Origin of the sequence: Sedimentitalea nanhaiensis DSM 24252, assembly GCF_000473225.1 — a bacterium.
Taxonomy (GTDB): Bacteria; Pseudomonadota; Alphaproteobacteria; order Rhodobacterales; family Rhodobacteraceae; genus Sedimentitalea; species Sedimentitalea nanhaiensis.
The window spans coordinates 250,731-276,048 of the sequence record NZ_KI421509.1; the positions used below are offsets into that span (position 1 = coordinate 250,731).

At 60.4% G+C, this 25,318-nt stretch carries 22 protein-coding genes; 10 read left to right on the forward strand and 12 right to left on the reverse strand.

Features of this window, described 5'->3' with window-relative positions; all coding sequences use genetic code 11:
• Positions 1-78: 78 nt before the first annotated feature.
• Positions 79-720, reverse strand: a complete 642-nt coding sequence (locus tag NANH_RS0102805; protein ID WP_027260676.1) for a thiamine phosphate synthase — start codon at positions 718-720, stop codon at positions 79-81.
• A gap of 137 nt (positions 721-857) precedes the next feature.
• Here NANH_RS0102805 and NANH_RS0102810 point away from each other — a divergent pair, with 137 nt between their 5' ends.
• The 3 genes from NANH_RS0102810 to NANH_RS0102820 all read left to right on the forward strand — a co-directional run bounded on the left by NANH_RS0102810 (position 858) and on the right by NANH_RS0102820 (position 4,286).
• Positions 858-1,604, forward strand: a complete 747-nt coding sequence (locus NANH_RS0102810; protein WP_027260677.1) for an RNA methyltransferase — start codon at positions 858-860, stop codon at positions 1,602-1,604.
• Between the two features lie 61 nt (positions 1,605-1,665).
• Positions 1,666-2,820, forward strand: a complete 1,155-nt coding sequence (gene ctaA / locus NANH_RS0102815) for a heme A synthase (protein WP_027260678.1) — start codon at positions 1,666-1,668, stop codon at positions 2,818-2,820.
• Positions 2,817-4,286 carry a carboxypeptidase M32 gene (locus NANH_RS0102820; RefSeq protein ID WP_027260679.1) on the forward strand — a complete coding sequence of 490 codons (1,470 nt, stop codon included), beginning with the start codon at positions 2,817-2,819 and terminating at the stop codon, positions 4,284-4,286. Before ctaA ends, NANH_RS0102820 begins: the two co-directional genes overlap by 4 nt.
• A gap of 93 nt (positions 4,287-4,379) precedes the next feature.
• On the opposite strand, the gene gyrA is transcribed toward NANH_RS0102820, so the two are convergent.
• Positions 4,380-7,124: a DNA gyrase subunit A gene (gene gyrA, locus NANH_RS0102825; protein WP_027260680.1), complete on the reverse strand. Its 2,745-nt coding sequence runs from the start codon at positions 7,122-7,124 to the stop codon at positions 4,380-4,382.
• A 206-nt stretch (positions 7,125-7,330) separates the two neighbouring features.
• On the opposite strand from gyrA, the gene NANH_RS0102830 reads away from it, so the two are divergent.
• Positions 7,331-7,600, forward strand: a complete 270-nt coding sequence (locus NANH_RS0102830; protein ID WP_027260681.1) for an usg protein — start codon at positions 7,331-7,333, stop codon at positions 7,598-7,600.
• A 21-nt stretch (positions 7,601-7,621) separates the two neighbouring features.
• Here NANH_RS0102830 and NANH_RS27340 read toward each other — a convergent pair whose 3' ends face one another.
• Positions 7,622-9,187 carry a caspase family protein gene (locus NANH_RS27340; RefSeq protein WP_051372213.1) on the reverse strand — a complete coding sequence of 522 codons (1,566 nt, stop codon included), beginning with the start codon at positions 9,185-9,187 and terminating at the stop codon, positions 7,622-7,624.
• Between the two features lie 312 nt (positions 9,188-9,499).
• On the opposite strand from NANH_RS27340, the gene zwf reads away from it, so the two are divergent.
• Genes zwf through pgi form a run of 3 tightly spaced genes read left to right on the forward strand, consistent with a single transcriptional unit; the run spans position 9,500 to position 13,251 of the window.
• The gene (zwf, locus tag NANH_RS0102840; RefSeq protein ID WP_027260682.1) at positions 9,500-10,957 is read left to right on the forward strand and encodes a glucose-6-phosphate dehydrogenase; all 1,458 of its coding nucleotides are present in this window, start codon (positions 9,500-9,502) and stop codon (positions 10,955-10,957) included.
• Positions 10,954-11,625 (forward strand): 6-phosphogluconolactonase, encoded by a 672-nt coding sequence (pgl, locus tag NANH_RS0102845; RefSeq protein ID WP_027260683.1) that lies wholly within the window; start codon positions 10,954-10,956, stop codon positions 11,623-11,625. Before zwf ends, pgl begins: the two co-directional genes overlap by 4 nt.
• A 3-nt stretch (positions 11,626-11,628) precedes the next feature.
• Positions 11,629-13,251 (forward strand): glucose-6-phosphate isomerase, encoded by a 1,623-nt coding sequence (gene pgi / locus NANH_RS0102850; protein WP_027260684.1) that lies wholly within the window; start codon positions 11,629-11,631, stop codon positions 13,249-13,251.
• Positions 13,252-13,376: 125 nt separating this feature from the next.
• Here pgi and NANH_RS0102855 read toward each other — a convergent pair whose 3' ends face one another.
• Positions 13,377-13,853: an acyl-CoA thioesterase gene (locus NANH_RS0102855; RefSeq protein WP_036049315.1), complete on the reverse strand. Its 477-nt coding sequence runs from the start codon at positions 13,851-13,853 to the stop codon at positions 13,377-13,379.
• A gap of 195 nt (positions 13,854-14,048) precedes the next feature.
• Between NANH_RS0102855 and NANH_RS0102860 the strand changes: the two genes are divergently transcribed.
• Entirely contained in the window at positions 14,049-15,668 is a 1,620-nt protein-coding gene (locus NANH_RS0102860) for a long-chain-fatty-acid--CoA ligase (protein WP_027260686.1), read from the forward strand.
• An 80-nt stretch (positions 15,669-15,748) separates the two neighbouring features.
• Here NANH_RS0102860 and tpiA read toward each other — a convergent pair whose 3' ends face one another.
• The gene (tpiA, locus tag NANH_RS0102865) at positions 15,749-16,501 is read right to left on the reverse strand and encodes a triose-phosphate isomerase (protein WP_027260687.1); all 753 of its coding nucleotides are present in this window, start codon (positions 16,499-16,501) and stop codon (positions 15,749-15,751) included.
• A 108-nt stretch (positions 16,502-16,609) separates the two neighbouring features.
• Between tpiA and NANH_RS0102870 the strand changes: the two genes are divergently transcribed.
• On the forward strand, positions 16,610-17,527 hold the full coding sequence (locus tag NANH_RS0102870) for an isopenicillin N synthase family dioxygenase (protein WP_036050359.1): 918 nt from the start codon (positions 16,610-16,612) through the stop codon (positions 17,525-17,527).
• A gap of 2 nt (positions 17,528-17,529) precedes the next feature.
• Here the strand turns inward: NANH_RS0102870 and NANH_RS0102875 are convergent, their stop codons facing one another.
• The 6 genes from NANH_RS0102875 to NANH_RS0102905 form a co-directional block, all read right to left on the reverse strand.
• Positions 17,530-17,883 carry a HesB/IscA family protein gene (locus NANH_RS0102875; protein WP_027260689.1) on the reverse strand — a complete coding sequence of 118 codons (354 nt, stop codon included), beginning with the start codon at positions 17,881-17,883 and terminating at the stop codon, positions 17,530-17,532.
• 37 nt (positions 17,884-17,920) lie between these two features.
• Complete coding sequence (locus NANH_RS0102880; RefSeq protein WP_027260690.1) at positions 17,921-18,283, reverse strand: SUF system Fe-S cluster assembly protein; 363 nt, start codon at positions 18,281-18,283, stop codon at positions 17,921-17,923.
• Between the two features lie 159 nt (positions 18,284-18,442).
• Positions 18,443-19,489, reverse strand: a complete 1,047-nt coding sequence (locus NANH_RS0102885; protein ID WP_051372214.1) for a type 2 periplasmic-binding domain-containing protein — start codon at positions 19,487-19,489, stop codon at positions 18,443-18,445.
• Positions 19,482-21,563, reverse strand: coding sequence for a hypothetical protein (locus NANH_RS0102890; protein WP_027260692.1), 2,082 nt, complete (start codon positions 21,561-21,563; stop codon positions 19,482-19,484). Before NANH_RS0102890 ends, NANH_RS0102885 begins: the two co-directional genes overlap by 8 nt.
• A 303-nt stretch (positions 21,564-21,866) precedes the next feature.
• Positions 21,867-22,136: an NfeD family protein gene (locus tag NANH_RS0102900; RefSeq protein ID WP_027260693.1), complete on the reverse strand. Its 270-nt coding sequence runs from the start codon at positions 22,134-22,136 to the stop codon at positions 21,867-21,869.
• On the reverse strand, positions 22,136-23,026 hold the full coding sequence (locus NANH_RS0102905) for an SPFH domain-containing protein (protein ID WP_027260694.1): 891 nt from the start codon (positions 23,024-23,026) through the stop codon (positions 22,136-22,138). The genes NANH_RS0102900 and NANH_RS0102905 overlap by 1 nt, the downstream gene beginning before the upstream one ends.
• A 121-nt stretch (positions 23,027-23,147) precedes the next feature.
• On the opposite strand from NANH_RS0102905, the gene tgt reads away from it, so the two are divergent.
• Positions 23,148-24,278 (forward strand): tRNA guanosine(34) transglycosylase Tgt, encoded by a 1,131-nt coding sequence (tgt, locus tag NANH_RS0102910; RefSeq protein WP_027260695.1) that lies wholly within the window; start codon positions 23,148-23,150, stop codon positions 24,276-24,278.
• A gap of 66 nt (positions 24,279-24,344) precedes the next feature.
• Here the strand turns inward: tgt and NANH_RS29210 are convergent, their stop codons facing one another.
• A complete protein-coding gene (locus NANH_RS29210) occupies positions 24,345-24,950 on the reverse strand; it encodes a VPLPA-CTERM sorting domain-containing protein (protein WP_245601384.1) in 606 nt (201 codons plus the stop codon).
• Positions 24,951-25,318: the final 368 nt, after the last annotated feature.

Consider the following 25,318-nt stretch of genomic DNA (forward strand, 5'->3'; position numbering starts at 1 on the left):
TTGTGCCGCCATTCGTTGGCGTGTGCAAGCGGGGCCAACCGCGGGAAAATCCAGACATGCCTGTCCGGTCCGGGTGGCCTATTGCGTTGCCTTGGCTGCCTGTTCCATTGCGTCCAGCAGGGGTTTGAGCGCGGCAATTGGGTCTTCGGCCTGCCAGATCTCGTCGCCAATGCCGAAAAAGTCCGTACAGGGCGTCAGGGCGGCGATCAGACCGGCCGTCAAGGCGCCTTCGGCTACAACCGGCACTTCTATCATCTTGGACCACCACTCAAACAGGTCGATCTCTGCGACCGAGCCATCGCCGAGCGCGCTACGACTGACCGGGCCAAAGCTGATGTAATCTGCTCCGGCCTCGCCTGCCGCAAGCCCGTCATGGCGCGATACACCGCAGAAACTGCCGACGATGGCGTCGGGGCCCAGGGTTTTGCGCGCCCACCGAACGGTTCGCGCCGCGTCGCTCAGATGGACCCCGTCCAGCCCCAGCCGTTCGGCCAGCAGAACGTGATCGTCAATCACCAGGGCCACATCGCGGGCATGGGCCACCTCGCGCAGCGCATCCGCTGCGCGTGCGACCTGATCTTCGTCCCGACTGGCCAGCGCAAGGCGGATACAGGCGATGGCTGTGCTGTCGAGAACCCGGGCCAGCCGATCGGGGAACTGGCTCAGTTCGAATGTTGCGGGGGTCAGAAGATAGATTTGCGGCTGCTCTGGGCTGTCCATCGGGGCGTCCTTGGTCTGTTTCGGCGTTCTCTATCGGATCGGGGCGACAATGAAAATGACATTGGCGAACAGTGATCCCGTCACCTTGCCCCCGGCGGCCCGGGGATTTATGGCAATGGATCAACAACGGAGACGACATGACCGGCAATGTATCGCAACCCGCCTTTGTCCTGGTGCGCCCGCAGATGGGCGAAAACATAGGCGCAGCCGCGCGGGCGATGTGGAATTTCGGGCTGGACCGGATGCGTCTGGTCGCGCCCCGCGATGGCTGGCCGAACCCGGCGGCCGATGCGATGGCCAGTGGCGCGGGCCGCCTGCTGGACGAGGCGCAACTGTTCCCCGATCTGCCCGATGCCGTGGGCGACTGCACCTATGTGATGGCCACGACCGCCCGCTCGCGTGATCTGACCAAGCCGGTGCTTAGCCCGGAACGGGCCATGCGGGTGGCCGCCGAACGTATCGCGGAGGGGCAAAAGGTAGCCGTGCTTTTTGGCCCCGAACGTGCCGGGTTGGAAAACGAGGATATCGCGCGCGCAAATGCCATAGTCTCGGTGCCAGTCAATCCGGGGTTCGCGTCGCTGAACCTTGCGCAATGCGTGCTGCTGACCGCCTATGAATGGCGGCGTCAGACCCAGCACGTGCAGGTCGAAATGACCGAACCGGGCACAGCAGGCTGGGCCACGGGGCAGGAGGTCGAAAAACTGGCCATGCACTATGAGCAGCGTCTCGATGGGGCCGGGTTTTTCTTTCCGGACACCAAGGCTGCCAGCATGAAGGTCAATCTGCGCAACCTGTGGTCGCGGATGCCGTTGACGACGGCTGATGTGCAGATGCTGCATGGGATCATGCGGCAGATGGTCCGCTGGAAAGAGCGCGGCGAGTGAAGCCGCTGGACGCGCCGCGCGGACGCGCCTAGGTTCTGGCCAAATCTGACACGAGGCGGGCATGAGCGGAAAACGCAGCATTTTCGAAGAGGTCACGGATGAGGGTGACACCAAACCGGCGGTCCAGCCGGGCATGATCGACCGCGGACGCGCCGGGGCACGGGGTGGTATTCGGCTGTGGTTGGTTGTGCTGTTCGCCCTGGTGGTGGTGATGATCGCGGTTGGCGGGCTGACCCGGCTGACAGATAGCGGTTTGTCTATCACCGAATGGCGTCCGTTCACCGGGGCCATGCCGCCGATGAACGATGCCGATTGGCAGGCCGAGTTCGACAAGTACCAGAAGATTGACCAGTTCCGCATTCAAAACCAATGGATGCAATTGGACGATTTCAAAGCGATCTATTGGTGGGAATGGGGCCATCGCCAGCTGGGCCGGGTGATCGGGCTGGTCTGGGCCGCCGGTTTTTTTGGATTTCTGGCGGCGCGCAAAATCCCGACCGGCTGGACCGGCCGGTTATTGCTGGTCGGCGTGCTTGGGGGCGTTCAGGGCGCAATCGGCTGGTGGATGGTGACATCGGGTGTGACACAGGGCGAGGGGATGACCCGTGTGGCCAGCTATCGTCTGGCCGTACATCTTGGGCTGGCCTTTGCCATCCTGGGCCTGATTTCCTGGTATGTGTTCATGTTGGGGCGGCCCGACCGCGCGTTGATGCAGGCCCGCCGTGCGCGTGAGCAGCGGCTTTTTGGCTTGTCCACCGGCCTGATGCATTTCGCCTTTCTGCAAATCCTGATCGGGGCCTTGGTGGCCGGTATTGACGCCGGGCGCAGCTATACCGATTGGCCGCTGATGGGGGGGCAACTGCTTCCACCGGATCCGCTGCTGCTTGAGCCGGCGTGGCGCAATCTGTTTGAGAACCCCGGATTGGTGCAGTTCGTCCATCGCGTCACCGGATACCTGTTGTTTGCCTTTGGCGTCGTGGTTTGGCTGCGTGGACGTCGCAGTGCCCACAGGGCGACGAAATTTGCGTTCAACTCGGGATTTGCCGCGCTGTGTTTGCAGATCGTGTTGGGCGTCATGACCGTGCTTTACGGTGCCCCGTGGCAGATTGCCATCCTGCATCAACTGCTGGCTGTGGTGGTTTGGGTATTGATCCTGCGCGCCCGGTTCCTGGCCGCCTATCCCATTGCCACATCCGTCCGGAGTGAGACCAGATGACCACTTACGATAAACTGATGGCGCATGCGCGCGAGACAGCGGCGCTGGGGCAGATTGCCGGGCGCTTGGGCTGGGATCAGGAAACCATGATGCCCTGTGGCGCGGCGCGCCAACGCGGTGCGGAAATGGCTGCGATCGAAGCGGTCTTGCACGCGCGCAGGTCCGACCCGCAGGTCGGCGACTGGCTGGAAACGGCAGAGGCCATCGATGAGCAGGGTCAGGCCCAACTGCGCGAAATCCGCCGCGCCTATGAACGGGCCACCAAAGTGCCCGCCGATCTGGCCAAACGCATCGCGCAAGTCACATCCGAAGCCCAGGGCAAATGGGCCGCAGCCCGCGCTGCCGAAGATGTGGCGGCGTTTCTGCCAGTGCTGCAAGAGGTTGTGGCCTTGAAGCGCGAAGAGGGGGCGGCGCTGGCTGATGGGGGTGATCTCTACGATGCCATGCTGCGGGACTATGAACCCGGCACCACGGCTGCACAGATTGCAGACATCTTCGACGCGATGCGCCCGCGGCTGGTGGACTTGCGCGCCGCAGCGCTGGATAGGCCGGTTCCCGCCGGTGTCAGCGGAACGTTCGATGAGGCGGCGCAGATGAGGCTGAGCCAGGAATTGGCCACCACCTTTGGCTATGACCTCAGCCGGGGCCGGGTCGATAAGGCGGTGCATCCGTTCAGTTCCGGCAGCGGCGACGATGTGCGGATCACGACGCGCACCAGCGCGACCGACCCGTTCAACTGTTTCTATTCCACGATCCACGAAGTTGGCCATGCCGCCTATGAGCAGGGCATCGATGCCACATATGCGTTGACCCCGCTGGGGCAGGGCGTTTCAATGGGCGTTCACGAAAGCCAAAGCCGCATCTATGAAAACCAGATTGGCCGTAGCCGCGCCTTTACCGGATGGCTGTTCGGGCGCATGCGGGACGTCTTTGGTGATTTCGGGATCAACGATGCGGACGCGTTCTATGCCGCCGTGAATCGGGTCGACAACGGCTATATCCGGACCGAGGCGGATGAGGTGCAGTACAATCTGCACATCATGCTGCGGTTCGATCTGGAACGCGCGCTGATGGCCGGCGATTTGCTGGTGACGGATCTGGAGGCCGCCTGGAACGACCGTTTTCTGGCGGATTTCGGCTATGCGGTCGACACCCCTTCCAATGGCTGCTTGCAGGACGTGCATTGGTCGGTGGGGTTGTTCGGCTATTTCCCGACCTATGCACTGGGCAATGTCTATGCCGGTTGCCTATATCAGGCGTTGCGCAAGGCGGTTCCGGATCTGGAGACGCAATTGGCCAAGGGCGTCACGTCTGGCGCCACCGGCTGGTTGCGCGACACCGTGCAACAGCATGGCGGGCTATTGCTGCCGCGCGACCTGATCCGGCGGGCCGGCGGCATCGAGCCGACCGAGACCCCCTTGCTGGACTATCTCGAGGAGAAATTCAGCGCGCTTTATGGCCTCTGATCATATCGGGACACGGTTAATCAAAGACTTTGATACCGCTTTGGCGCGTCTTTCAAACCCCGCGTCCGTTTGAATTCGGACGCGGGCGAACGTTTATGCGTCCTCGATCGCCTCATCCTCGCCCTGATCGGCGATCCAGGCCACGCTGACGACTTCTTCGCCTTTGGCGGTATCAAAAACCTTGACCCCGCCCGCGCTGCGCGACCGGAAGGAAATACCTTCGACCGGCACCCGTATCGATTGCCCGCCAGACGTTGCCAGCATGATCTGATCGTCCATCTCGACCGGGAAAGAGGCCACCAGCTTGCCGCCGCGCATCGCCTTGTCCATCGCGGCCACACCCATGCCGCCACGCCCGCGTACAGGATAGTCGTGGCTGGAGCTGAGCTTGCCAGACCCGCGCGCCGTGATGGTCAGGATCAGATTTTCGGCCGCAGACATTTCCGCATAGCGTGCCTGGCTGATCGTTGCCATGGCGTTGGTCTCTTCGTCATCGGTGGCTTCGGCGTCATCTGCAAGCCCGGCCACGGCGCGGCGCATTTTCAGATAGGCGGCGCGTTCGTCCGAGGTTGCGTCGAAATGGCGGATGATCGACATGGATACGACGCGGTCGTTTCCGGTCAACCTGATGCCGCGCACGCCAACTGAATTGCGGCTGTTGAACACGCGCACATCGCTGGCCGGGAAGCGGATCGCGCGGCCTGAGTTGGTGACCAGCATCACATCGTCGTCGTTGCTGGCGATACGGGCGTTGATCAGCGTCGTCTCGGCATGTTCGTCCTCGAACTTCATCGCGATCTTGCCGTTGCGCATCACATTGGTGAAGTCCGACAACTTGTTGCGCCGCACTGTGCCGGCCGAGGTGGCAAAGACAACCTGCAGATCGTCCCATTCCGCCTCGGCACGGTCCACGGGCATGATCGCAGCCACGGACACCCCCGGCGGTATCGGTAGAATATTCACCACTGCCTTGCCTTTGGACGTGCGCCCGCCTTGAGGCAGCCGCCAAGTCTTGAGTTTGTAGACCATGCCTTCGGTGGTAAAGAACAGCAACTGGGTATGGGTGTTGGCCACGAACAACGTGGTGACCACATCCTCTTCCTTGGTCTGCATGCCCGACAGCCCCTTGCCACCGCGGCGCTGACTGCGGAAATCGGCCAATGGGGTGCGCTTGATATATCCGCCCGAGGTCACGGTAACCACCATATCCTCGCGCTCGATCAGATCCTCGTCTTCCATGTCACCGGACCAGTCGACGATATCCGTACGACGCGGCACAGCGAACAGGTCTTTCACCTCGCGCAGCTCGTCCGAGATGATGCCCATGATGCGTTCGCGGCTGCTGAGGATCTCAAGGTATTCCTTGATCTTGCCAGCGAGTTCTTCCAACTCGTCAGTGACTTCCTTGACCCCGATCTGCGTCAGGCGCTGCAGGCGCAGCTCAAGAATGGCGCGGGCCTGTGTCTCTGACAGGTTATAGGTGCCGTCTTCGTTCGCCTTGTGGGTCGGGTCGTCAATCAGGGCAATGTATTCCATGATCGAGGCCGCTGGCCAACGGCGGGTCATCAGCTTTTCGCGGGCCTCGGATGCGTCGGCAGAAGATCGGATCGTGGCGACGATTTCGTCAATATTGGTGACAGCCACGGCGAGACCACACAGGATGTGGCTGCGCTCGCGGGCTTTGCGCAGCAGATATGCAGTGCGCCGCGCCACCACGTCTTCGCGAAAATCGATGAACGAAGTCAGGAACCGGCGCAGGGTCAACTGCTCGGGGCGGCCACCGTTCAGCGCCAGCATGTTGCAGCCGAAATAGGTCTGCATCGGCGAAAAGCGCCACAGCTGGTTCAGCACCACCTCGGCGGTGGCGTCGCGTTTCAATTCGATCACCACACGCACACCGTTGCGGTCGCTTTCGTCCTGAACATGGGCGACACCTTCGATACGCTTTTCGCGCACGGCCTCGGCGATCTTTTCGATCATTGTGGCCTTGTTTACCTGATAGGGAATTTCGTCCACGACGATGGCATACCGGTCCTTGCGGATTTCTTCGACCCGGGTCTTCGAGCGGATGATGACGCTGCCGCGCCCCTCGAGATAGGCTTTGCGCGCGCCTGAGCGGCCCAGCATAATGCCGCCCGTCGGGAAGTCGGGGCCGGGGACAAAATGGATCAGCTGTTCGCTGGTCAGGTCCGGGTCTTCGATCAACGCAAGCGTTGCATCGATCACTTCGCCCAGATTGTGCGGCGGAATGTTCGTTGCCATGCCCACGGCAATGCCGCCAGCTCCGTTGACCAACATGTTGGGGAACCGCGCTGGCAGGACGCTTGGTTCGCGATCCTTGCCGTCGTAATTGTCCTGAAAATCGACGGTATCCTTGTCTATATCGGCCAGAACATAGGCGGCGGGCCGATCCATGCGGACTTCTGTGTACCGCATGGCCGCCGCGTTGTCCCCGTCCATCGACCCAAAGTTGCCCTGACCATCGAGCAAGGGCAGGGACATCGAGAAATCCTGTGCCATCCGCACCAGGGCATCATAGATCGCACTGTCGCCATGGGGGTGATATTTACCCATGACATCGCCAACCGGGCGGGCCGATTTGCGATAGGATTTGTCATGGGTATTGCCGGTTTCATGCATCGCATAAAGAATACGACGATGCACCGGTTTCAGACCATCGCGCAGATCGGGTATGGCGCGGCTGACGATGACCGACATGGCATAATCCAGATAGGACGTACGCATTTCGGATTCGATAGACACCGTCGGCCCATCGTAAATGGGCCGTTCTGGTGGCGTTTCATCCATGTTTTCAGGAGTTTCCGGCGTGTCGTTCACGTATTCTGCCTATTCTTGCTGTATCGGCCATCTTGTGTTTAGGCACCTTATCAGACCCAGCATATAGGGTGCAATGGCTCAGGTTCGGCTAATCTGGCAGCCAGCGTGAGAGAGTGATAACATTCTGTTTTTGTTGAAATTTAACGAATTTTGCGGATCATGAAAGGATCGAGCCAAAAAAGGTGAGTAACAAAGCGAGAGTAACGATGAAACCGACTGAAACCGAATTGATGTTGAAAGGCTATGGGCTGACCACTGCCGAAATCTATTACCACATGCCCGACTATATCCATGTTCTCAACAGTTTTGTCTGGCAGGAGTACGATCTGGCACCGGACCACCCGGCGTTGTTCAAGTTCGTCGAGTTCTGGCAGCGCGAGATCGAAGGGCCGTTGCATTCTGTGCGTTTCACGCATCGCAAACTGCTGTCTTCGGGTGAGTGGCACCATCAGGTTGGGGAATTCACCCTGCACTGAACTATGGCGCAGCCGCTGATTTCAGCCCGCGCGTGACGCGTAGACCGAGCAACCGGTCGAACCGGTGGCGGTATAGCTGTTGCCATCTGCGGCCAGCCGACCGCGCCACCTGACGGTAACGCCCGGAAAATAGTCCGTTCCGGTAATGTCACGGCCATTCAGATAGACGTCGCTGTTGGCTTTTTGGCCCAATGAATCCGACAGGTTGCCGTGAAAGGCATTTGGGCCGGTTCTCTTGAAACGGACCGATCCGTGGACCTTTATTACAAAGGCACAGGTCGCCGTGTATCGCCAGTTGCCAGCGAGGCCGAGGGCTGTGGCGCTACCGGCTGCGGCAGAGGCAGAGGGTTGCACTGGGGCCGTAACCGCTGGGGGACAAACCCGCCCTTTGCGTACCATGACGGCGCGGCGTGCCGTGTCTGTGCCCAGATCGGCCTCGTGCAGATCGGCCGCGGTTTCATCCAGCCATTTGCGAAAAGCCTGCCGCGTTCGGGCACCGATTATCCCATCGGCTGTTCCCGCTGAGCAGCCGGCCGCGTTCAGGGCCAACTGCGTGTCGCGAATGATGGTGCGGCGATCGCCCGATTGTGTGGCGCCAGGTGCGGTTTCTGTTCTGGGTTCCGGAGGCTGCGCAGATGGCGGGCGTTTTCGATCGAGCAACTGTACGGCCATGCGATAGGAAAATTCCTCGCGGCGGTTGGCGTAGCGATCCAGAAAGGACTGGAGGGCGTCCGCCGTTCCAATCGCGCGGGCCAGGTCGAAATCGGCGCGCATCGGATCCGTTATGGTGCGCACCGGGGCATCCGAGCCTGACGATGTTCCCGCGGGGGCAGGGCGCTCAGCGATCGAGGGCTTGGCGCTCGCAAAATAGAAATCCCCCAACAATTCGTCGTAATAGGCGGGGAACTGGCGATGATTCACGGTTTGGGCAAGATCACGCACCTCGACCCGCAGATCGGCCACCAAGGATCGCAGTTCGAGCCCCGGTTGGGACAATCGAGGCACCAGAGCACGGGTGAAAACCGAGTTGTCGGCAGGGTCGTCTTCGGTCAACTCATCCAACGCCAATTGACCGGCCCCTGCAGAGAAGATCACGAAGGTGCCTTGTGGCGCAGTGATGCGCCCGAGCCCACGGGTGCTGCCAATGCTGCGCCCCGCCGCCTTTTGGAACGGGTTGTTGCGGCAGGCGTCAATGATCGCGATGGTCATCCGCGCGCCGGTTGCGCGCACGCGATCCAAAAGAGCGGATAAGGCGATAGATTCGGCCTTGATGAAATCCCGTTCGCCCGATGCGGGGGCAAGGATGTCGGTGGGCAGCAAATAGTTCTCGCCATCGATCTCGACACCGTGGCCGGCAAAGAACACGAACGCGGTATCTCCGGCTTCCAACTGTTCGGTAAAGGTCGAAATCGTCCGGTTCATTTCCCGCCGGTTGGCATTCAGGACGGTGACGATGTCAAACCCTTGTTGGCCAAGCGCAGCCGAAATTGCCTGCGCATCCGCCCCGGCCTTCTTTAGAACCGGTACGTCCGAATAGAGATCGTTGCCTATCACAAGGCCAATCCGCTTTTCGGCGAATGCCGTCACCGGCGTCCAAGCTAAGCATAGAAATAGAAAAATAGCCTTGTACACTTTGCCCTCGCAGAACCGATTCTTGTCGGATCATAGCGGTTTGCAGCAGAACTCGGAGCAATTTGGTTCACACAGCGGTCTATGGCGGTGTCAAACATGCTTTTTGCACTGGCACCACCACTTGGCCGAACGTGGCGCTGTGGTCTATAGTGGCGAGGACATTTGTGTCCCCGGGCAGCGTTCGAAATCATTGTGAACGGTAAGATTTTGTATATGTGAACGCCAACATTTCCATTCTGATGCAGCAAAGAGGACGCAGGAAGAACCATGGTATCACGCGTTATTCCCGTCGACCCGTTCGATCTGGTGATTTTTGGCGGCACCGGCGACTTGGCCCGGCGCAAGATTCTTCCAGGGTTGTTTCGGCGTTTTTGCGCTGGCCAAATGCCAGATTCGGCGCGCGTGATCGCTGCCGCGCGTTCTGCACATGACCGCGACGAATATCGCAGGTTCGTCGCCGAGGCGATCCGCGAGTTTTCGGGTCTTCGAGCCTGTGAGGGCGGGACATTGAACGGTTTTCTGGACTGTCTGGACTACGCTGTGGTCGATGCGCGCGGCACGGAGGGCTGGGCTGACCTGGCGTCCCGGCTTAGTCCGGACCGGGTTCGGGCATTCTATTTTTCCGTCGGTCCGGGCCTGTTCGGGGACTTGGCCGAACGTATCCATCTGCACGGAATGGCGACGGACGAGTCCCGCATCGTGGTAGAAAAACCCTTTGGTCACGACCTGGCTTCGGCGCGTGATCTGAACGCAACCCTGGCGGCGCATTTCGACGAAGGACAGATCTATCGGATCGATCACTATCTGGGCAAGGAAACGGTCCAAAACCTGATGGCCGTGCGGTTTGGTAACATGCTGTTTGAGCCACTTTGGAACAGCCAATACGTCGATCACATCCAGATCACCGTGGCCGAAACCGTTGGAGTAGGCGGGCGGGGCGAATATTATGACCATGCGGGCGCAATGCGCGACATGGTGCAGAACCACTTGATGCAGTTGCTGTGTCTGATCGCGATGGAACCGCCGGCAAAGTTCGATCCCGATGCGGTGCGCGATGAAAAGCTTAAGGTAATCCGCGCACTGGACCCGGTGGAGCCGCACCATATCGTGCGCGGACAATACAACGCACTGGATGGCGAGCACCCGGGGTATCGCGAGGCCGTGGGCAATCCGCGCAGTTCGACGGAAAGCTTCATCGTGATGAAGACCCATATCAGCAATTGGCGGTGGGCGGGAACACCGTTCTATCTGCGCACCGGCAAGCGGCTGGTGGCGCGCTCCTCGGTGATCAGCGTGATGTTCAAGGATGCGCCGCATTCCATCTTTGGCCCTGACGCAGGGCGACATGCCAATGTGCTGTCGATCCGGTTGCAGCCGAACGAGGGCATCACCTTGCAGGTGACGATCAAGGAACCCGGGCCGGGGGGGATGCGCCTGATCGACGTGCCTCTGGACATGACGTTTGCCGATGCGCTGGGTCCCGAAGGCGAAGACCCGCCCGATGCCTATGAGCGGTTGATCATGGACGTTATCCGGGGCAATCAGACCCTGTTCATGCGCGGCGACGAGGTCGAGGCGGCCTGGGCCTGGACGGATCCGATCATCGCGGGCTGGCAGCTCCGCGGTGAGGTGCCAAAACCCTATGACAGTGGCAGTACCGGCCCGGGCGATGCGGATCTGCTGATGAAACGAGATCACAGGGCATGGAGGGGAATCAATCCGTGAATATCGTGGAATATGCGGATCGCGAGATGGCGGCGATCGATGTGGCGAACATGCTGGCCGGGGCACTGAAAAGTTGCCTGTTGCGCCAGGATCGCGTGTCATTGGCGGTGCCCGGTGGCACGACTCCGGGTCCTATATTCGATACGCTCAGCGCGGTCGATCTGGATTGGCACAGGGTGCATGTGCTGCCGACCGACGAACGCTGGGTGCCGCAGGACGACGCGCGCAGCAATGGCGGGTTGATCCGGGCGCGGCTTTTGACAGGGCGGGCGGCGGCGGCGACCTATGTGCCGCTTTACGCTGTGGCAGAGCGCCCCGAGGATGCCTTTGCAGAACTGGAGGCCAAGCTGGAAACCGAATTGCCGATCTCGGTCCTGTTGCTGGGCATGGGCGCTGACATGCACACGGCGTCGTTGTTTCCCGGTGTCGCGGGACTAGAACGAGCGCTGGCTCCGGATGCGCCGATCCTGGCGGCGCTGCGACCAGACACGGTGCCAGAGCCGCGCGTCACTCTCAGCGCGCGGGTGCTGAACGGGGCCTTGGCAAAACACCTGGTGATCTTTGGTGCCGACAAACGCGCCGCACTGGAGCGGGCGATGGATCTGCCGCCCCTTGACGCGCCTATCAGGGCGGTAATGGATGAGATGACGGTGCATTGGGCGGAGTAAGACATGGCTGACTGGAATGATCTGAAGGCGCTGCGCACGGCCCAGTCGGGCACGGGGATCGAGGGGCTTTTTGCCGCCGACCCTAACCGGGCCAAAGGGTTCAGTGCGTCTACGCAAGATATGCATCTGGACTATTCCAAGACCATGATCGACGCGCCGGTTCGTGATGCGTTGATCGCGTTGTGCGAAAGCGAGGATGTGGCCAGACGCCGCGCGGCGATGTTTGCAGGCGCACCCATCAACGAAACAGAAGGGCGGGCGGCATTGCACAGCGCCTTGCGCAATCTGGATGGCGGGCCGGTGTATGTCGACGGGCAGGATGTAATGCCAGACGTGTTGCGGACGCTGGCGCGCATGCGCAGCTTTGCCGATGCGGTGCGGGCCGGGACAACTGCAGCTACTGGCGGGGCGTTCACGGATGTGGTCAATATCGGAATTGGCGGCTCGGACCTGGGGCCAGCCATGGCAGTGCGCGCGCTGTCCCCCTTTCATGACGGTCCCCGCTGCCATTTCGTGTCAAATGTCGATGGGGCGGATATCGCCGACTGCCTGCGTGGGCTGGATGCGCGGCGGACGTTGGTGATCGTCGCCTCCAAGACATTCAGTACCATCGAAACCATGACCAACGCCCGCACAGCACGGGCCTGGATGATTGACGGTGGCGGCGATCCTGCCCGGCAGTTCGCTGCCGTATCGACGGCCGATGACAAGACCGCGGAATTTGGGATCGACCCGGATCACGTGTTCGGCTTTGCCGATTGGGTTGGCGGACGTTATTCGGTTTGGGGTCCGATCGGCCTGTCGCTGATGCTGGCCATCGGGCCAAAGGCATTTGACGCGTTCCTGCGCGGCGGTCAGGCGATGGATCTGCATTTTCAGGCTGCGGACTGGCCAGAAAATCTGCCGGTTATGCTGGCTTTGGTCGGGCTGTGGCATCACCAGGTCTGTGGCTATCCGACCCGCGCCGTGCTGCCCTATGATCAACGTCTGGAACGATTGCCAGCCTATTTGCAGCAGTTGGAAATGGAATCCAACGGCAAGCGCGTCGCGATGGACGGCAGCACGTTGCCAATGCCCTCGGGTCCCGTGGTCTGGGGCGAGCCGGGCACCAATGGGCAGCACGCCTTCTATCAACTGATCCACCAAGGCACTGGAACGGTTCCTTGCGAATTCATGGTAGCGGCCACGGGGCACGAGCTGGATCTGGCCCATCATCACCGTTTGCTGATCGCCAACTGTCTGGCGCAGTCCGAGGCTTTGATGCGCGGTCGATCGTTGGAAGAAGCGCGCGCGTTGCTGATGGCACAGGGATTGGGCGGCGAAGAATTAGAGCGCCAGGCCCGTCACCGGGTCTTTCCCGGTGACCGTCCGTCCGTGACGCTGATCTACCCCCAACTGACCCCCTTTGTCCTGGGCCAGATCATCGCGCTGTATGAGCACCGCGTTTTTGTCGAGGGTGCGGTTCTGGGGATCAATTCGTTCGATCAATGGGGCGTGGAGCTCGGCAAGCAGATGGCAACATCTCTGGGGCCGATCGTGGACGGAACCGAGCCGGTGCAGGGTCGCAATGCATCCACGGCGGCACTTGTCGAATATGTCCATAGACACGCTGGCGGTGCCGATTGACGGCGATCCGGGCACCCGGTTGCTGTTCTTGCACAACCTCTTCTCAATATCGGGACCAAGAAAATGAGAACTATCTGGTCGGAGTCTTGCCAGAATTCCCGTGCCTTGTATCGGGCGGCATGGATTCAGCTTTGCGGCTTTGCCCCTTCGGTCTTGGTCAGGTGGGCGCGCAGGGCAGCGGGCAGAGGGTAGCGTCCCGAGCCATCCGGATAGAGCATGACCATCACACCGGTGAGTGTGGCGCGCAGATCCCTGGACCATAATTGCTGTTCGATTGTATATGACGTGTTGCGATAACTGGTAATGCGGGCGGTTGCGATGTAATCTTCTCCCATTACCATCTCCTTGAGAAACCGCATGTCCGCATTTCGCAAAACTGTGCGCGGTTGCGGAAGATTCCGGTAGAACTGTGCGCAGACCTGCTCGAAATGCGCGACGCGCAGGGTTTCGAACCATCCCATGTACGATTTGTTGTTGACGTGGTTCAGCACATCCAGCTCCGCATAACGCACCCTGTCCGCAAGGGCCAGCGGTTGTGGTGCTGCCAGGCCGAATGCGGTCTGCTCGTCGGGCGTCAGGGGGGTGTGGTAACGCAAGGTCATACCCGAAATCGCTAACTGTAAGGGCCTGGTTGGGCAACCCCGATATTGCCAAGATGCACTTTCATTGTCAGGTTGCCCGAAGGAGGAGACCAGCCAGAGTAGATCGCGCGGTGACGCGTTCCCATGGCTGCGCTTCAGAGCAAAAAAACCGGCTGGGATCAGATTCCGGCCTCAAACCTGTTAAAGGAGCCTGCCATGCTGGGTCAGATGATGACTGCCCCCTTGCTGATTTCGTCGCTGATCGATCACGCGGCAAATTACCACGGCGCGACCGAAATCGTATCTGTGGAAACCAACGGCGGCCTGAGCCAGAGCACGTGGGCCGAAGTGGCCACCAATGCGCGCCGTCTGGGCTCGGCGCTGACCAAGTTGGGGTTAGAGCCGCAGGCGCGCTGTGGCACCATCGCCTGGAACAATCGCCGTCATCTGGAAATCTACTTTGGCGTGTCCGGTGCCGGCTTTGTGTGCCACACAATCAATCCGCGGCTGTTTCCCGAACAGCTGATCTATATCGTCAACCATGCCGACGATCAGGTGCTGTTCCTGGATGCGACCTTTTTGCCCATCGCTGGCAAACTGGGCGAGCATTTTTCCAACCTAAAGCACATCGTTCTGATGGGGCCGCGCGACGACGCCGCAGCCGAGCAGATTCCGGGCCTGTTGTTTTATGATGAGCTTCTGGAAACGGGGGATCCGGATTTCGAGTGGCCGCAATTCGACGAAAACACCGCATCCAGCCTGTGCTACACCTCCGGAACGACCGGCAACCCTAAGGGCGTATTGTATTCGCATCGCTCAACACTCTTGCATACATTTGCGGCCAACCAGGCCGACGCGCTGGCCCTGACCGGGAGGGATTCGGTGATGCCGGTGGTGCCGATGTTCCACGTCAACGCCTGGGGTGTACCCTATTGCGCAGCGATGGCAGGCAGCCGGTTGGTGATGCCGGGGCCGGGATTGGACGGCGAAAGCCTGGTCAAGCTGATCGATGGGCAAAAAGTGACTTTGGCGTTGGGGGTTCCCACGATCTGGCTGGGGCTGCTGGCACACGCCAAGGGAATGGGCAGCAAGCTGTCCAGTCTGCAACGAACGGTGGTGGGCGGATCCGCCTGCCCCCCAGCGATGATGACACAGTTCCGCGAGGATTTTGGGGTGGATACGATCCACGCCTGGGGCATGTCGGAAATGAGCCCCCTGGGTTCGGTGAACATTCCGTTGGCCAAACATCGCGACTTGCCCATCGACGAGCTGCACAAGCTGCGCGAGAGTCAGGGACGACCGCCATTCGGTGTTGAACTGAGAGTCCAGGATGAGGAGGGCAACACCCTGCCCAACGACGGCGAGAGCCAGGGCGACCTGATGGTGCGGGGCCATTGGGTTCTGGAGAGCTATTTCCGCATGGAGGACCAGAACACCCTTCAGAATGGCTGGTTCTCGACCGGGGATGTGGCAACGATCGATCCGGACGGTTTTTTGACGATCCGCGACCGCTCTAAGGATATCATCAAATCCGGCGGTGAATGGATCAGCTCGGTAGAGTTGGAAAACATTGCCGTAGCCCATCCAAAGCTGGCCAATGCGGCGGTGATCGGGGTGCATCACAAAAAATGGGACGAACGGCCGCTGTTGGTTGCTGTGGCTGCCAAAGGTGAGACTCCGACTGAAGAGGAACTGTTGGCGTTCTACGAGGGCAAGATCGCCAGTTGGCAGGTCCCGGACAAGGTAGTGTTCGTCGACGAACTGCCCCTGAACGCCACTGGCAAAGTTCTAAAGCGCAATCTGCGCGAACAATTTGCCGATGCGCTGACCCGCTGACCAAAGACGCTTTGATCGGAGCCACCGGCAATCGGATACCAAACCGTTTGCCGGTGGGCCGTCACAGCTCTGACCTGCGGTCAGGTGCTGCTTTCAAGCGCCCTGACGATAGGCGAGAAATCAGCCGCTGTCAGGCTGGCCCCGCCAACCAGCGCGCCGTCGACATTGGGCACGGCAAAGATCTCTTCGGCATTGGTGGCCTTTACCGATCCGCCATAAAGCAGCCGGATCTGGCCGCCGATTTCCGCCCCAAACCGGTCCTGAAGACGGGTACGCATAAAATCATGCACTTCAGCAATCTGTCCGGTGTCCGGGACAAGACCCGTTCCGATTGCCCAGATCGGCTCATAGGCGATGACCAGAGCATTCCCGCTGGCCAGGTCGGGCACCGACCCTGCAATCTGACCGGCTATGACCTGCAGTGTTTCAGCCGCTTCGCGCTGAGCCAAAGACTCTCCGACGCAGACGATGACGGTTAGTCCGGCCGCCTGTGCGGCAAGGGCCTTGGCACACACGGTTTCATCCGCTTCGGCATGATACTGACGCCGCTCGGAATGCCCCAGGATGACCGCACTGGCCCCCGCATCAATCAACATCTGCGCGCTGATGTCGCCCGTATAGGCCCCATTGCCCTGTGGGTGACAATCCTGCCCGCCTACAGCAATCTCTGCGCCCTCGACAGCTTGTGCGGCCCGATGCAACAGGGTCGCGGGTGGACAGATCAGAAGCTCGCAGGCGGGATGCGTGTGCCGTTGGGCGAGTTCGGTCAGCACATGCAGGTCCCCGCCGGTGCCATTCATCTTCCAGTTGCCCGCCGCCAGTTTCAGTCGCATGCCAAAATCCTGTAATTCATGTTTGTCCCGTGGTAACATTCGCTTGGCGGGCAGACAATCGGCCGGTGCTTCGAGCACCGTATGTGGCCACTGAAAAGGGCGGGCGGCATGAACATACCGGAACTGGACCTGGAAAAGCTGAAGACAGGGGATCAGTCCGAAATGGCCCGTCTGAAATTGGCGGTGGGCGAGATCGGTTTCCTGACTGTGGCCAACACCGGGCTGAGCGCTGTGCGAATCGCACGGGTCCTTCAGGCGTACCGAGACTTCTTTCATCTGCCGGAGGCGCAGAAACGTCCCGTCGACATGGCCCGCACCGGCGCCAACCGTGGCTGGGGCGGGCCGGGGTCGGAGCAGGTCAACCCCGATGCCAACCCCGATTTCAAAGAGGTATTCGACTGTGGCTATGAGCTACCGTCTGACCATCCGATGGCGGCACGCCAGCTTGGCGTCTATGCGCCGAACCAATGGCCGGACTCGGCGCCTGGCTTTCGGGCCGAGATCGAAACCTATTACCGAGAGGCGCTTGAGGTCGGGCGGCAGGTTCTGACCTGTATCGCTGCATCATTCGATTTGGGAGTAGACAGCTTTGCCGCCGCGTTCGATCCGCCGATGGCACTGTTGCGGGGCAATTACTACCCCGCGCGACCGGATTGGGCCGGGCACAAGGATTTTGGGATCGCCGCGCACACGGATTATGGGTGTTTGACGCTGCTGGCGATGGATGGCGCGCCCGGGCTGAGTGTGCGGATGCCGGACGGTACATGGCGTGATGTGCAGGCACCGCCCGGGAAATTTGTCATCAATTTCGGGGAGATGCTGGAAATCTGGACTGGTGGCCGGGTCAAGGCAACACTGCATCGGGTCGTCGGCGGCGGTGGAGAGCGGATCTCGGCGCCGCTGTTTTTGAATCCGTCCTATGACACCAATGTGGCACCGCCCGGATCAGATCAGGTCAGGTTGGCGGGCGAACATCTGACCCGCCGGTTTGGCGAAACGTATCTGCATCTGAAAACGGCAGGCTGAACCTAGTCCATACCATTGAATTTAATCGATTCCCCACACCCGCATGCTTCGGAGACATTGGGGTTGTTGAACTTGAAACCCGATTCCAGAAGGCTGGTTTCATAGTCGATTTCGGTACCGAAAAGAAACATTTGCGCCATTGGAGCGATCATCACGCGCGCGCCATCCTGTTCGACGATTTCGTCATTTGGATCAGTGGCTTGCACATATTCCATGGTGTATTCCATACCCGCACAGCCGCCCTTCTTGACGCCGATGCGCAGGCCGGAATGATCGTTTTTGGCCATCAGTCGCGTGATTTGCGCCGCCGCTGCGGGGGTCAGGGTCACGGCTTGTTTTCCGGGGATGCCAAACATTATTTATCTTCCTTGTCAGCGTGTTACACGCTGCTCGTTACATGAAACCCAGTTCCAGACGGGCTTCGTCGCTCATCATGTCCATACCCCAGGGCGGTTCCCAGGTCAGTTGCACATCGACCTGTTTGACACCGGGGATGGGTTCGATTGCATCAGCCAGCCAGCCGGGCATTTCACCTGCGACAGGGCAGCCAGGCGCAGTCAGGGACATGGTGACGCGGACCTCGTTTTCATTCGATATATCAATGGTATAGATGAGGCCCAGCTCGTAGATATTGACCGGGATTTCCGGATCGTAAACGGTGCGGCAGGCCTCGACCACCTGATCGTACAGGGGGTGATCGGTGGAAGATGGCGCAATCAGCGGCGCACCTTCGAGGGGTTCGGGAGCGTTATTCATCGGGGCCTCGGGATTTGTTCCTGAGTGATTATATAGGAAACATCGGGCGGCACGTCCAGTGGCGGTCTGTATTCCGTACATGCCCTGTACATACGCAGGTGAAGACAGCACGTCGGTCTGTCAGCGGGCGCAGCGCTGGTTTCGCGGGAGCGGGCAGAGCTATTGCGGACCGCGAATGCTCCAGAAAAACAATTCGAGAGCGCGGGATTTGTCGGCGATGAATGTGTCGGAAAAGGCGGTGTCCAGAATGGAGGGACTGAACGGCACCTTCTGCGACAGGATTTCGAAGAACCGGGCGACATGCAGGGCACGGTTGGGAGTGTCGTAATTGAGCTTGCCGAAAATGGCATAGCGGTCGGTGGTAAAGGTGCGCCCGGCGTTCTCGAACTCGCACCCCGGATTCATCCGGGCGTTGGCGCTGATGATTTCCTGATCGCCGAGGTAGTAATAGAATTCAGGGTCATCCTGACAGAATGCCTTGGCGGCCTGGGTGTGGCCGGCATAGACCTTGACCGCGGAATAGTTCTGGGGGCCCTTGGCGCAGGTGCTGGGGCGTTCGTTGAGGAAATCGATCAGCAGGCTGCGATAGCGGGGTAACTCGTCCGCCGCCAGAATGGCGCGGATCCCGGATTGCGCGGCGGTGGTGTTGCCGACCAGGCCGAAGATCGGATGGCTCGGGCATTCGTTGCGCGCCGGTTGCGGCGGTTTGGTCACATCGGGACGGTCGATAAAGCTGATGCCGCTGAGAAACAGCGGCGGCGACAGGATCAGCCCGGAACGGCGTTCGTTGGTGATGGTGGCGGGATCGCACAGGATATCGAACTTGTCGCCGGTCAGCCGCGCCGGGCCATTTGGGGGCAGGGTGCCGAAATAGTCAAAGCGGCTGCCCTCGGGGTTTTGGGCGACCAGCGCATCCACATCGACGATGACGATGTCCTGTTCGGTAAAGGGGTCTGATTTGTCTACCGGGTTGATCAGCATGTTGGTCAGCACCGCATCGCAGATCTTGACCATGAATCCGGTGTATTTCCGCTTTGCCAGCGGGCCTGGCGTGGCGGCGGTAAGAACGTCGACATTATGTGCGGATCGGTAAGAAAACGGGCGGGCGTCGCTGCGCACTCCTATTCGCAGACGGTCGTCGGTCTGGGCGATGCTGGCGGTGGCGGCGAGAACGATGGCGAGCGCAAAGAGGCAGACCTTATGCATTGCTATCCCCTCCCGGTGCGGCTCCGGACAGGCGTGCCCAGAGCCGCGATGGCAGTGTGGTGGTGGTCTTGGCCTCTTCGGTGGCTTCGAGCAGCCACGCGAACAACACCACAAACGAGGCGGGCAGGATGCCGGTAATCAGGGTGTCCCGTCCGGCATGGTCGATGGTGAGGCCGCCCAGCCAGACCGGCAGCTCGAATGTGGTTGACCGAGTGTCAAGGGTCGTCAGGTGGAAAATCACCCAGGACAGGAACAGCAGGAATGCCGCAGCGATCAGCCCCGCGATCAGGCTGGTCAGAAAGGCCCAGTCGTCGTGTTTGTCCATCAGGGTCAGGGTGGCGAGGCTAAGGAACATGCCAGGCAGAAGATGCCAGGCGAAATAGATCCAATCGCCCTGAAACAGGATGGTGATCTGGCGCTGGGTGACGTCGAAATTGGAGTCCCAGATCAGTTTGATCACAGCGCCGGACGACAGGGCAAATACGCCGATGACGGCGGGAGAAAAGCTCATCGACAGCAGGCGCAAGAAGGGGATGCGCTTGAACGACCAGGGTTTCCACGAGTTCTGGTCGACGCGGACCTCGCGGAAGAAGATGGTCGAAACCACGACCCCGAACACCATCATGCCGCGTTGCAGGGTATCCCAGAATGACCAGTAGGCAAAGCGCGCGAACTGATCGCGCAGCCAGGATCTCTTGCCGGCGTCGATTGCCTTTCGGCAGGTTTCCTGCATCGTCACCGAGTTGCCACGGGCGAGTTTCTGCAGGGCGGTGGCGCATCTTTTGCGGCGGTCTTCCTCTTGTTGGGCGGTGAGGGGGATCCAGCTGGCGTCGATGTCATCGGCGGTCACTGCGGGCGGGTTGTCCGGGTTTTCGGTCGCGATCTTGTCGGTGGCGGTCCTGATCGCCAGCTCACAGCGTGGCGCGATGTCGGCGGAAGGCGTGGTTGCGGCCTTTTTGCAGGCTTCCAGTTCGGTGGTCTCGTTGTCCTCGAACAGACGTTTCCAGGTGGTGTCGATCTGGCTGTCAGCCAGGGTGGGTTTGTCCCACACCCGGCTTTCGTTCCAGCTGTAATAGGCGTAAAAGCAGACCCCCAGCGAGAGGATGAAGCTGATGCAGATCGACATGGCAAAGGCATTGAGTTCGATCCGATAGCCGCGGGTGATCAGTTTTTCGATCCGCGCAATCGGCGAATTCGGGTCGGTGTTCTTGATCGCGTGGTTGTTGCGCACGTAGAACACGGCAAAAACGGCTTTGGCGCTGTTGGCGGTCATCACCGCCTTTTCATGCAGGACCTTGAGATTGGCTTCGGTTGGTTCGAGCTTGTCGATGTCTTCTTCGATCGCGTCGATCTCCGCGCTGAGCTGGCCGGGGACCTCTTTGAAAGCGTCAAAATGGGTCATCGGAAAATGCAGGCGGCTGAAGCCGGCGGTCACCGAGGGGGACAGGCAGTCGATCGAGCTGAGCTGGGTGCGGATGTCGCCGATATACTGGTCTGACAGGTCGGTCATGTCCGCCGTTTTCAGCCGCTTTTCGAACTTGTTCAGCAGCGGGCTGGGAAAGGCGCGGTTGAGCTTGAGGTAATTGACGGTCTGCAGCCGCTCGAGCACCTTGTAGACCCCGCGCGGCACCCCGGCCAGCCGATGCGCCAGCGCCCTCATGTAGGTTTCGATCGGGCGCATGGCCCCGACGGACAGGAATGCGATTAGGAAGGCGGAGACAAAGATAGGTTTGCCGTAGGTGCTGTCGGCCAGCGACACCGGATCCGACAGCGGACCGACAAACTCGTTGTTTGCGCCCACCTGAAGTTCGGCCAGGTTGGCGTTGCGCACCAGCAGGAACAATTCGGTCGAACTGAGGATCAGCACATAGGCCAGCAAATAGAGCAGCGAATAGAACAGAAACCCTGACAGCCATTCGCGCGGGGTACAGAGGTTTTCAAGTTCGACCTTTTCCAGGATCGCGTGATAGGGAAAGGGATGGTTGCTCAGGGATGTGCGATAATTGCGATCCGCCTCAATCAGCAGCGAAATCGCGCCGAAAATCACCGCTCCGACATAGATCCAGTCGATCACCGGCCCGGCTTACCCGGCCCGTCTTAGGGGCAATCCTGCACTTCGGGATTGCAGGGGCCTGCATAAAACGCGTCGGTCAGCGGCATTGCTGGCAAAACCAAGACGGCAAGGATGACGCTGAAAATTGCGTGGTTCATGGTCGTCTCCAAAGATATTCGTGTCAATAATTGGTTAACGTACCACGATTCTTTGTTATCGGCAACTTTTGCGCGAGAATACCCCAGCGATACCCGCAGGTTATGGTTGTGACCGGTGTGGGGGCCCGTGCCGCCGGGACAGTTTGAGCGGCCGTGATCGGGTGGATCAGCCGTTGATGTCGTCCTTGAAAGTCTTGACCTGTCCACGGGGCAGGGCAAAGAGTCGGCGCAATACCAGCCATGTGATCAGCGACAGCGCCGCAAAGATCAGCAGCAGCACCGGCAATGAGACAAGCAGCCCCAGCGCCAGCAGGATCGAGACCGCAACCGCGCCGATGGCAAAGCCCAGAAAGATGAAGCCGGGCACCATGATTTCAGCGATGCCCAGGATCAGGGCGGCACAGAGCCAGGCCCACCACAGCGAGAGCAGCGCCATCAGCCGCGCCCCCTGAGCATCTTGAAGGCGTCACCAAAGGCTTCGAGTGCATTGGCCGGCAGGATGATGGTTTGCTTGCCGTCACCCGCGCCGAGGGTATTGAGCGCCTCGACCTGTTTCAGCGCAACCTGGTATTGCGCCGCCTCAAGCCCGTGTTCCCGGATCGCGGCCGCGACGACGCCGGTGGCATAGGCCTCGGCATCGGCCTGGATGCGCCGCGCCTTGGCGATCTGTTCGGCAGCATAAAGCTGGGCATCGGCATTCAGTTCAACCGCGCGCTTGGAGCCTTCGGCCTCGGTGACCTGGGCGCGGCGGGCGCGTTCGGCGTTCAGCTGTTGCAGCATCGCGTCGCGGGTCGCCTGATCCAGGTTGACGTCCAGGATCTCGGCCCGGGTCACCTGAATGCCCCAATCGTCCACCGCATCCTCGACGCTGGTCTGGATCTGCCCGATCAGCTGCGCCCGGTTGGATTGCACCTCGTCCAGATCCATCTTGCCGATCTCGGCGCGTACGATCCCGGCCACCGTGGTGGCGATGGCCCCGTCCACATCGCGAATGCGGTACACGGTCTTTTCCGGTTCAAGGATGCGGTAGAACACCGAGGTGTCGATCTGTACCAGTACGTTGTCCTTGGTGATCGCGTCCTGAGTGGCGTTGGGCAATTGCCGTTCCAGAATAGAGATGCGGTGTTTCACCACATCCAGGAAGGGCACGATGAAGTTGATGCCCGGCCCGAGCACCGAATGCAGCCGGCCAAAGCGTTCGACCACATGCTTTTCCGATTGTGGAACGATCCTCACCCCTTTGAAGATGATCACGATCAGCAGCAGGGCGCCCAACAGGTAGATGCCGGTATCTCCGAGCAGGGCGAATAGCTGGTCTTCGGTCATGGGAACTCCTTGGGTTGCTTGGACGTATCTGACCATGCCCACCCTGATTATCAAGTTAATCCGGGCCTTGGCGACATCGCGGCCTTTACTTTTTGCGACGCGCGCGGGTAACCGGGCGGGTATGAGCGACAGATTTTCCTTTGCGTTGAACGCAACCGATGGCAAAGCCCGCACGGGCGTCATATCCACCCCGCGCGGCGAGATCCGCACGCCGGCCTTTATGCCCGTGGGCACGGCGGCGACGGTCAAGGCGATGCTGCCCGAAAACGTGCGCGCTACCGGGGCCGACATTTTGCTGGGCAACACCTATCATTTGATGCTGCGCCCCACGGCGGAACGGATCGACCGGCTGGGCGGGCTGCACCGGTTCATGAACTGGGAGCGGCCGATCCTGACCGATTCCGGTGGGTTTCAGGTGATGAGCCTGGCTGGATTGCGCAAGCTGACCGAAACCGGCGTGACATTCAAAAGCCATATCGACGGATCGCGTCACGAGCTGACCCCCGAGCGCAGCATGGAGATCCAGCGGCTGTTGGGCAGTGATATCGTGATGTGTTTTGACGAATGCCCTGCCTTGCCCGCCGACCGGGCGCGCATCGCCGAAAGCATGGAGCTGTCGATGCGGTGGGCGGCGCGGTCGCGGGACGCGTTTGGCGATCGGCCTGGCCATGCGCTGTTTGGAATCCAGCAGGGCGGGCTGGAGACGGATCTGCGCGCGCAATCGGCGGCGGCGCTGACCGAAATCGGATTTGACGGCTATGCGGTCGGCGGTCTGGCCGTGGGCGAAGGGCAGGAGGCGATGTTTGCCTGCCTGGACCATGCGCCCGACACGCTGCCGACGGACAAGCCGCGCTATCTGATGGGGGTGGGCAAGCCCGACGATATCGTCGGCGCCGTGGCCCGGGGTATCGATATGATGGATTGCGTGCTGCCGTCGCGATCCGGGCGCACCGGGCAGGTGTTTACCCGTCACGGGGTGCTCAACATCAAGAACGCGCGGCATCAGGACGATCCGCGCCCGCTGGACGATAATTGCGGCTGCCCGGCCTGTCGCGGGTACAGCCGGGCTTATCTGCATCATGTGTTCCGCAGTCAGGAGATCATCAGCTCGATGCTGCTGACCTGGCATAACCTGCGGTACTATCAGGATCTGATGGCGGGCATGCGCGCGGCGATTGCAGGGGGAACGTTTGCCGACTGGCAGGCGGATTTCCACGCGGCGCGCGCGCAGGGAGATATTGAGCCGCTATAAGGTCCTCGGACGGGCATCCGTGCCGGTGTTCAGGGAGGAGAGGCCTTTGCCGGTATGCTGGCCGCGTCAGGTGACGCGGTGCCGACGCAGCAGGGCAAATCCGCCCAGGGCCCCCAACAACAGCGGCAGTCCCGCAGGCAGCGGAACAACCGAAACCGTCGGTGCGGCATTGAAGGCGAGATTGTCCATGAACATGACGCCGTTCGATCCGACGTCGACGCGGATCTGATCGAACAGGATGTCGGTAAAGCCAAAGAAATTCGCGGTCGACACGAGATCGGTCGTCGCGCTGAAACTCTCGACCTCGGCCCCGTCCAGCAGCGCGGTAAAGGTGCTTGCGCCAAGGTTGGTGACGATCGCGAATGTGGCGGCGGTTACGTTCGACGTGAAATCCAGGAAGAACGGATTGACGATCGGGCTGAAATTTCCCAATGCCGGATCGGTGAAATTCGGGTATTCCGCCGGGTTGCCATAATAAACCAGATTGGGCGAAAATGTAACGCCAAAGGCAGCGAACTGATCGGTTACGATGTCATTCGTCGTCAGGGGAACCTCGTCGAATGCCAGTTCTGTATTGGCTCCGGCCAATCCGCTGGTGGCCCCGTTTACCGTCGCGGCCTGCGCCGCGCCGACAAGGCCCAGTGCGGCAATCGTTGCAAAAACCGTTGTCAAACCGAGACACTTCATATCAGACCCTAAATCTATTACCTATTCTATCTGGGGAAAGCATATCATAATCCTTTGGGGCGGTAAACTCCCTGTCATGGGCACCGGTTCTAAAAAATGTGTGTAACACATTGATTTTACTCTACTCAGAGGTGTTTCAACCTGGGCGCGAAGCGTCCGAAGGTACTAGGGCCTTGGAGTAGCGGGCGCGGTGCGTCATTTATCCCGATGTTTTTGTCGTTTTGCGGCATTTGGCCGGTTGCGGTCACCTTGCCGCGCGGTCATTCTGTCCGCCAGACGGCAGGGCGCGCTTGAAAACCCGAGGTTAGCGCCCCACTTTACTGTTCCGAAGACCGGAGATGGCCGGGGGTTGC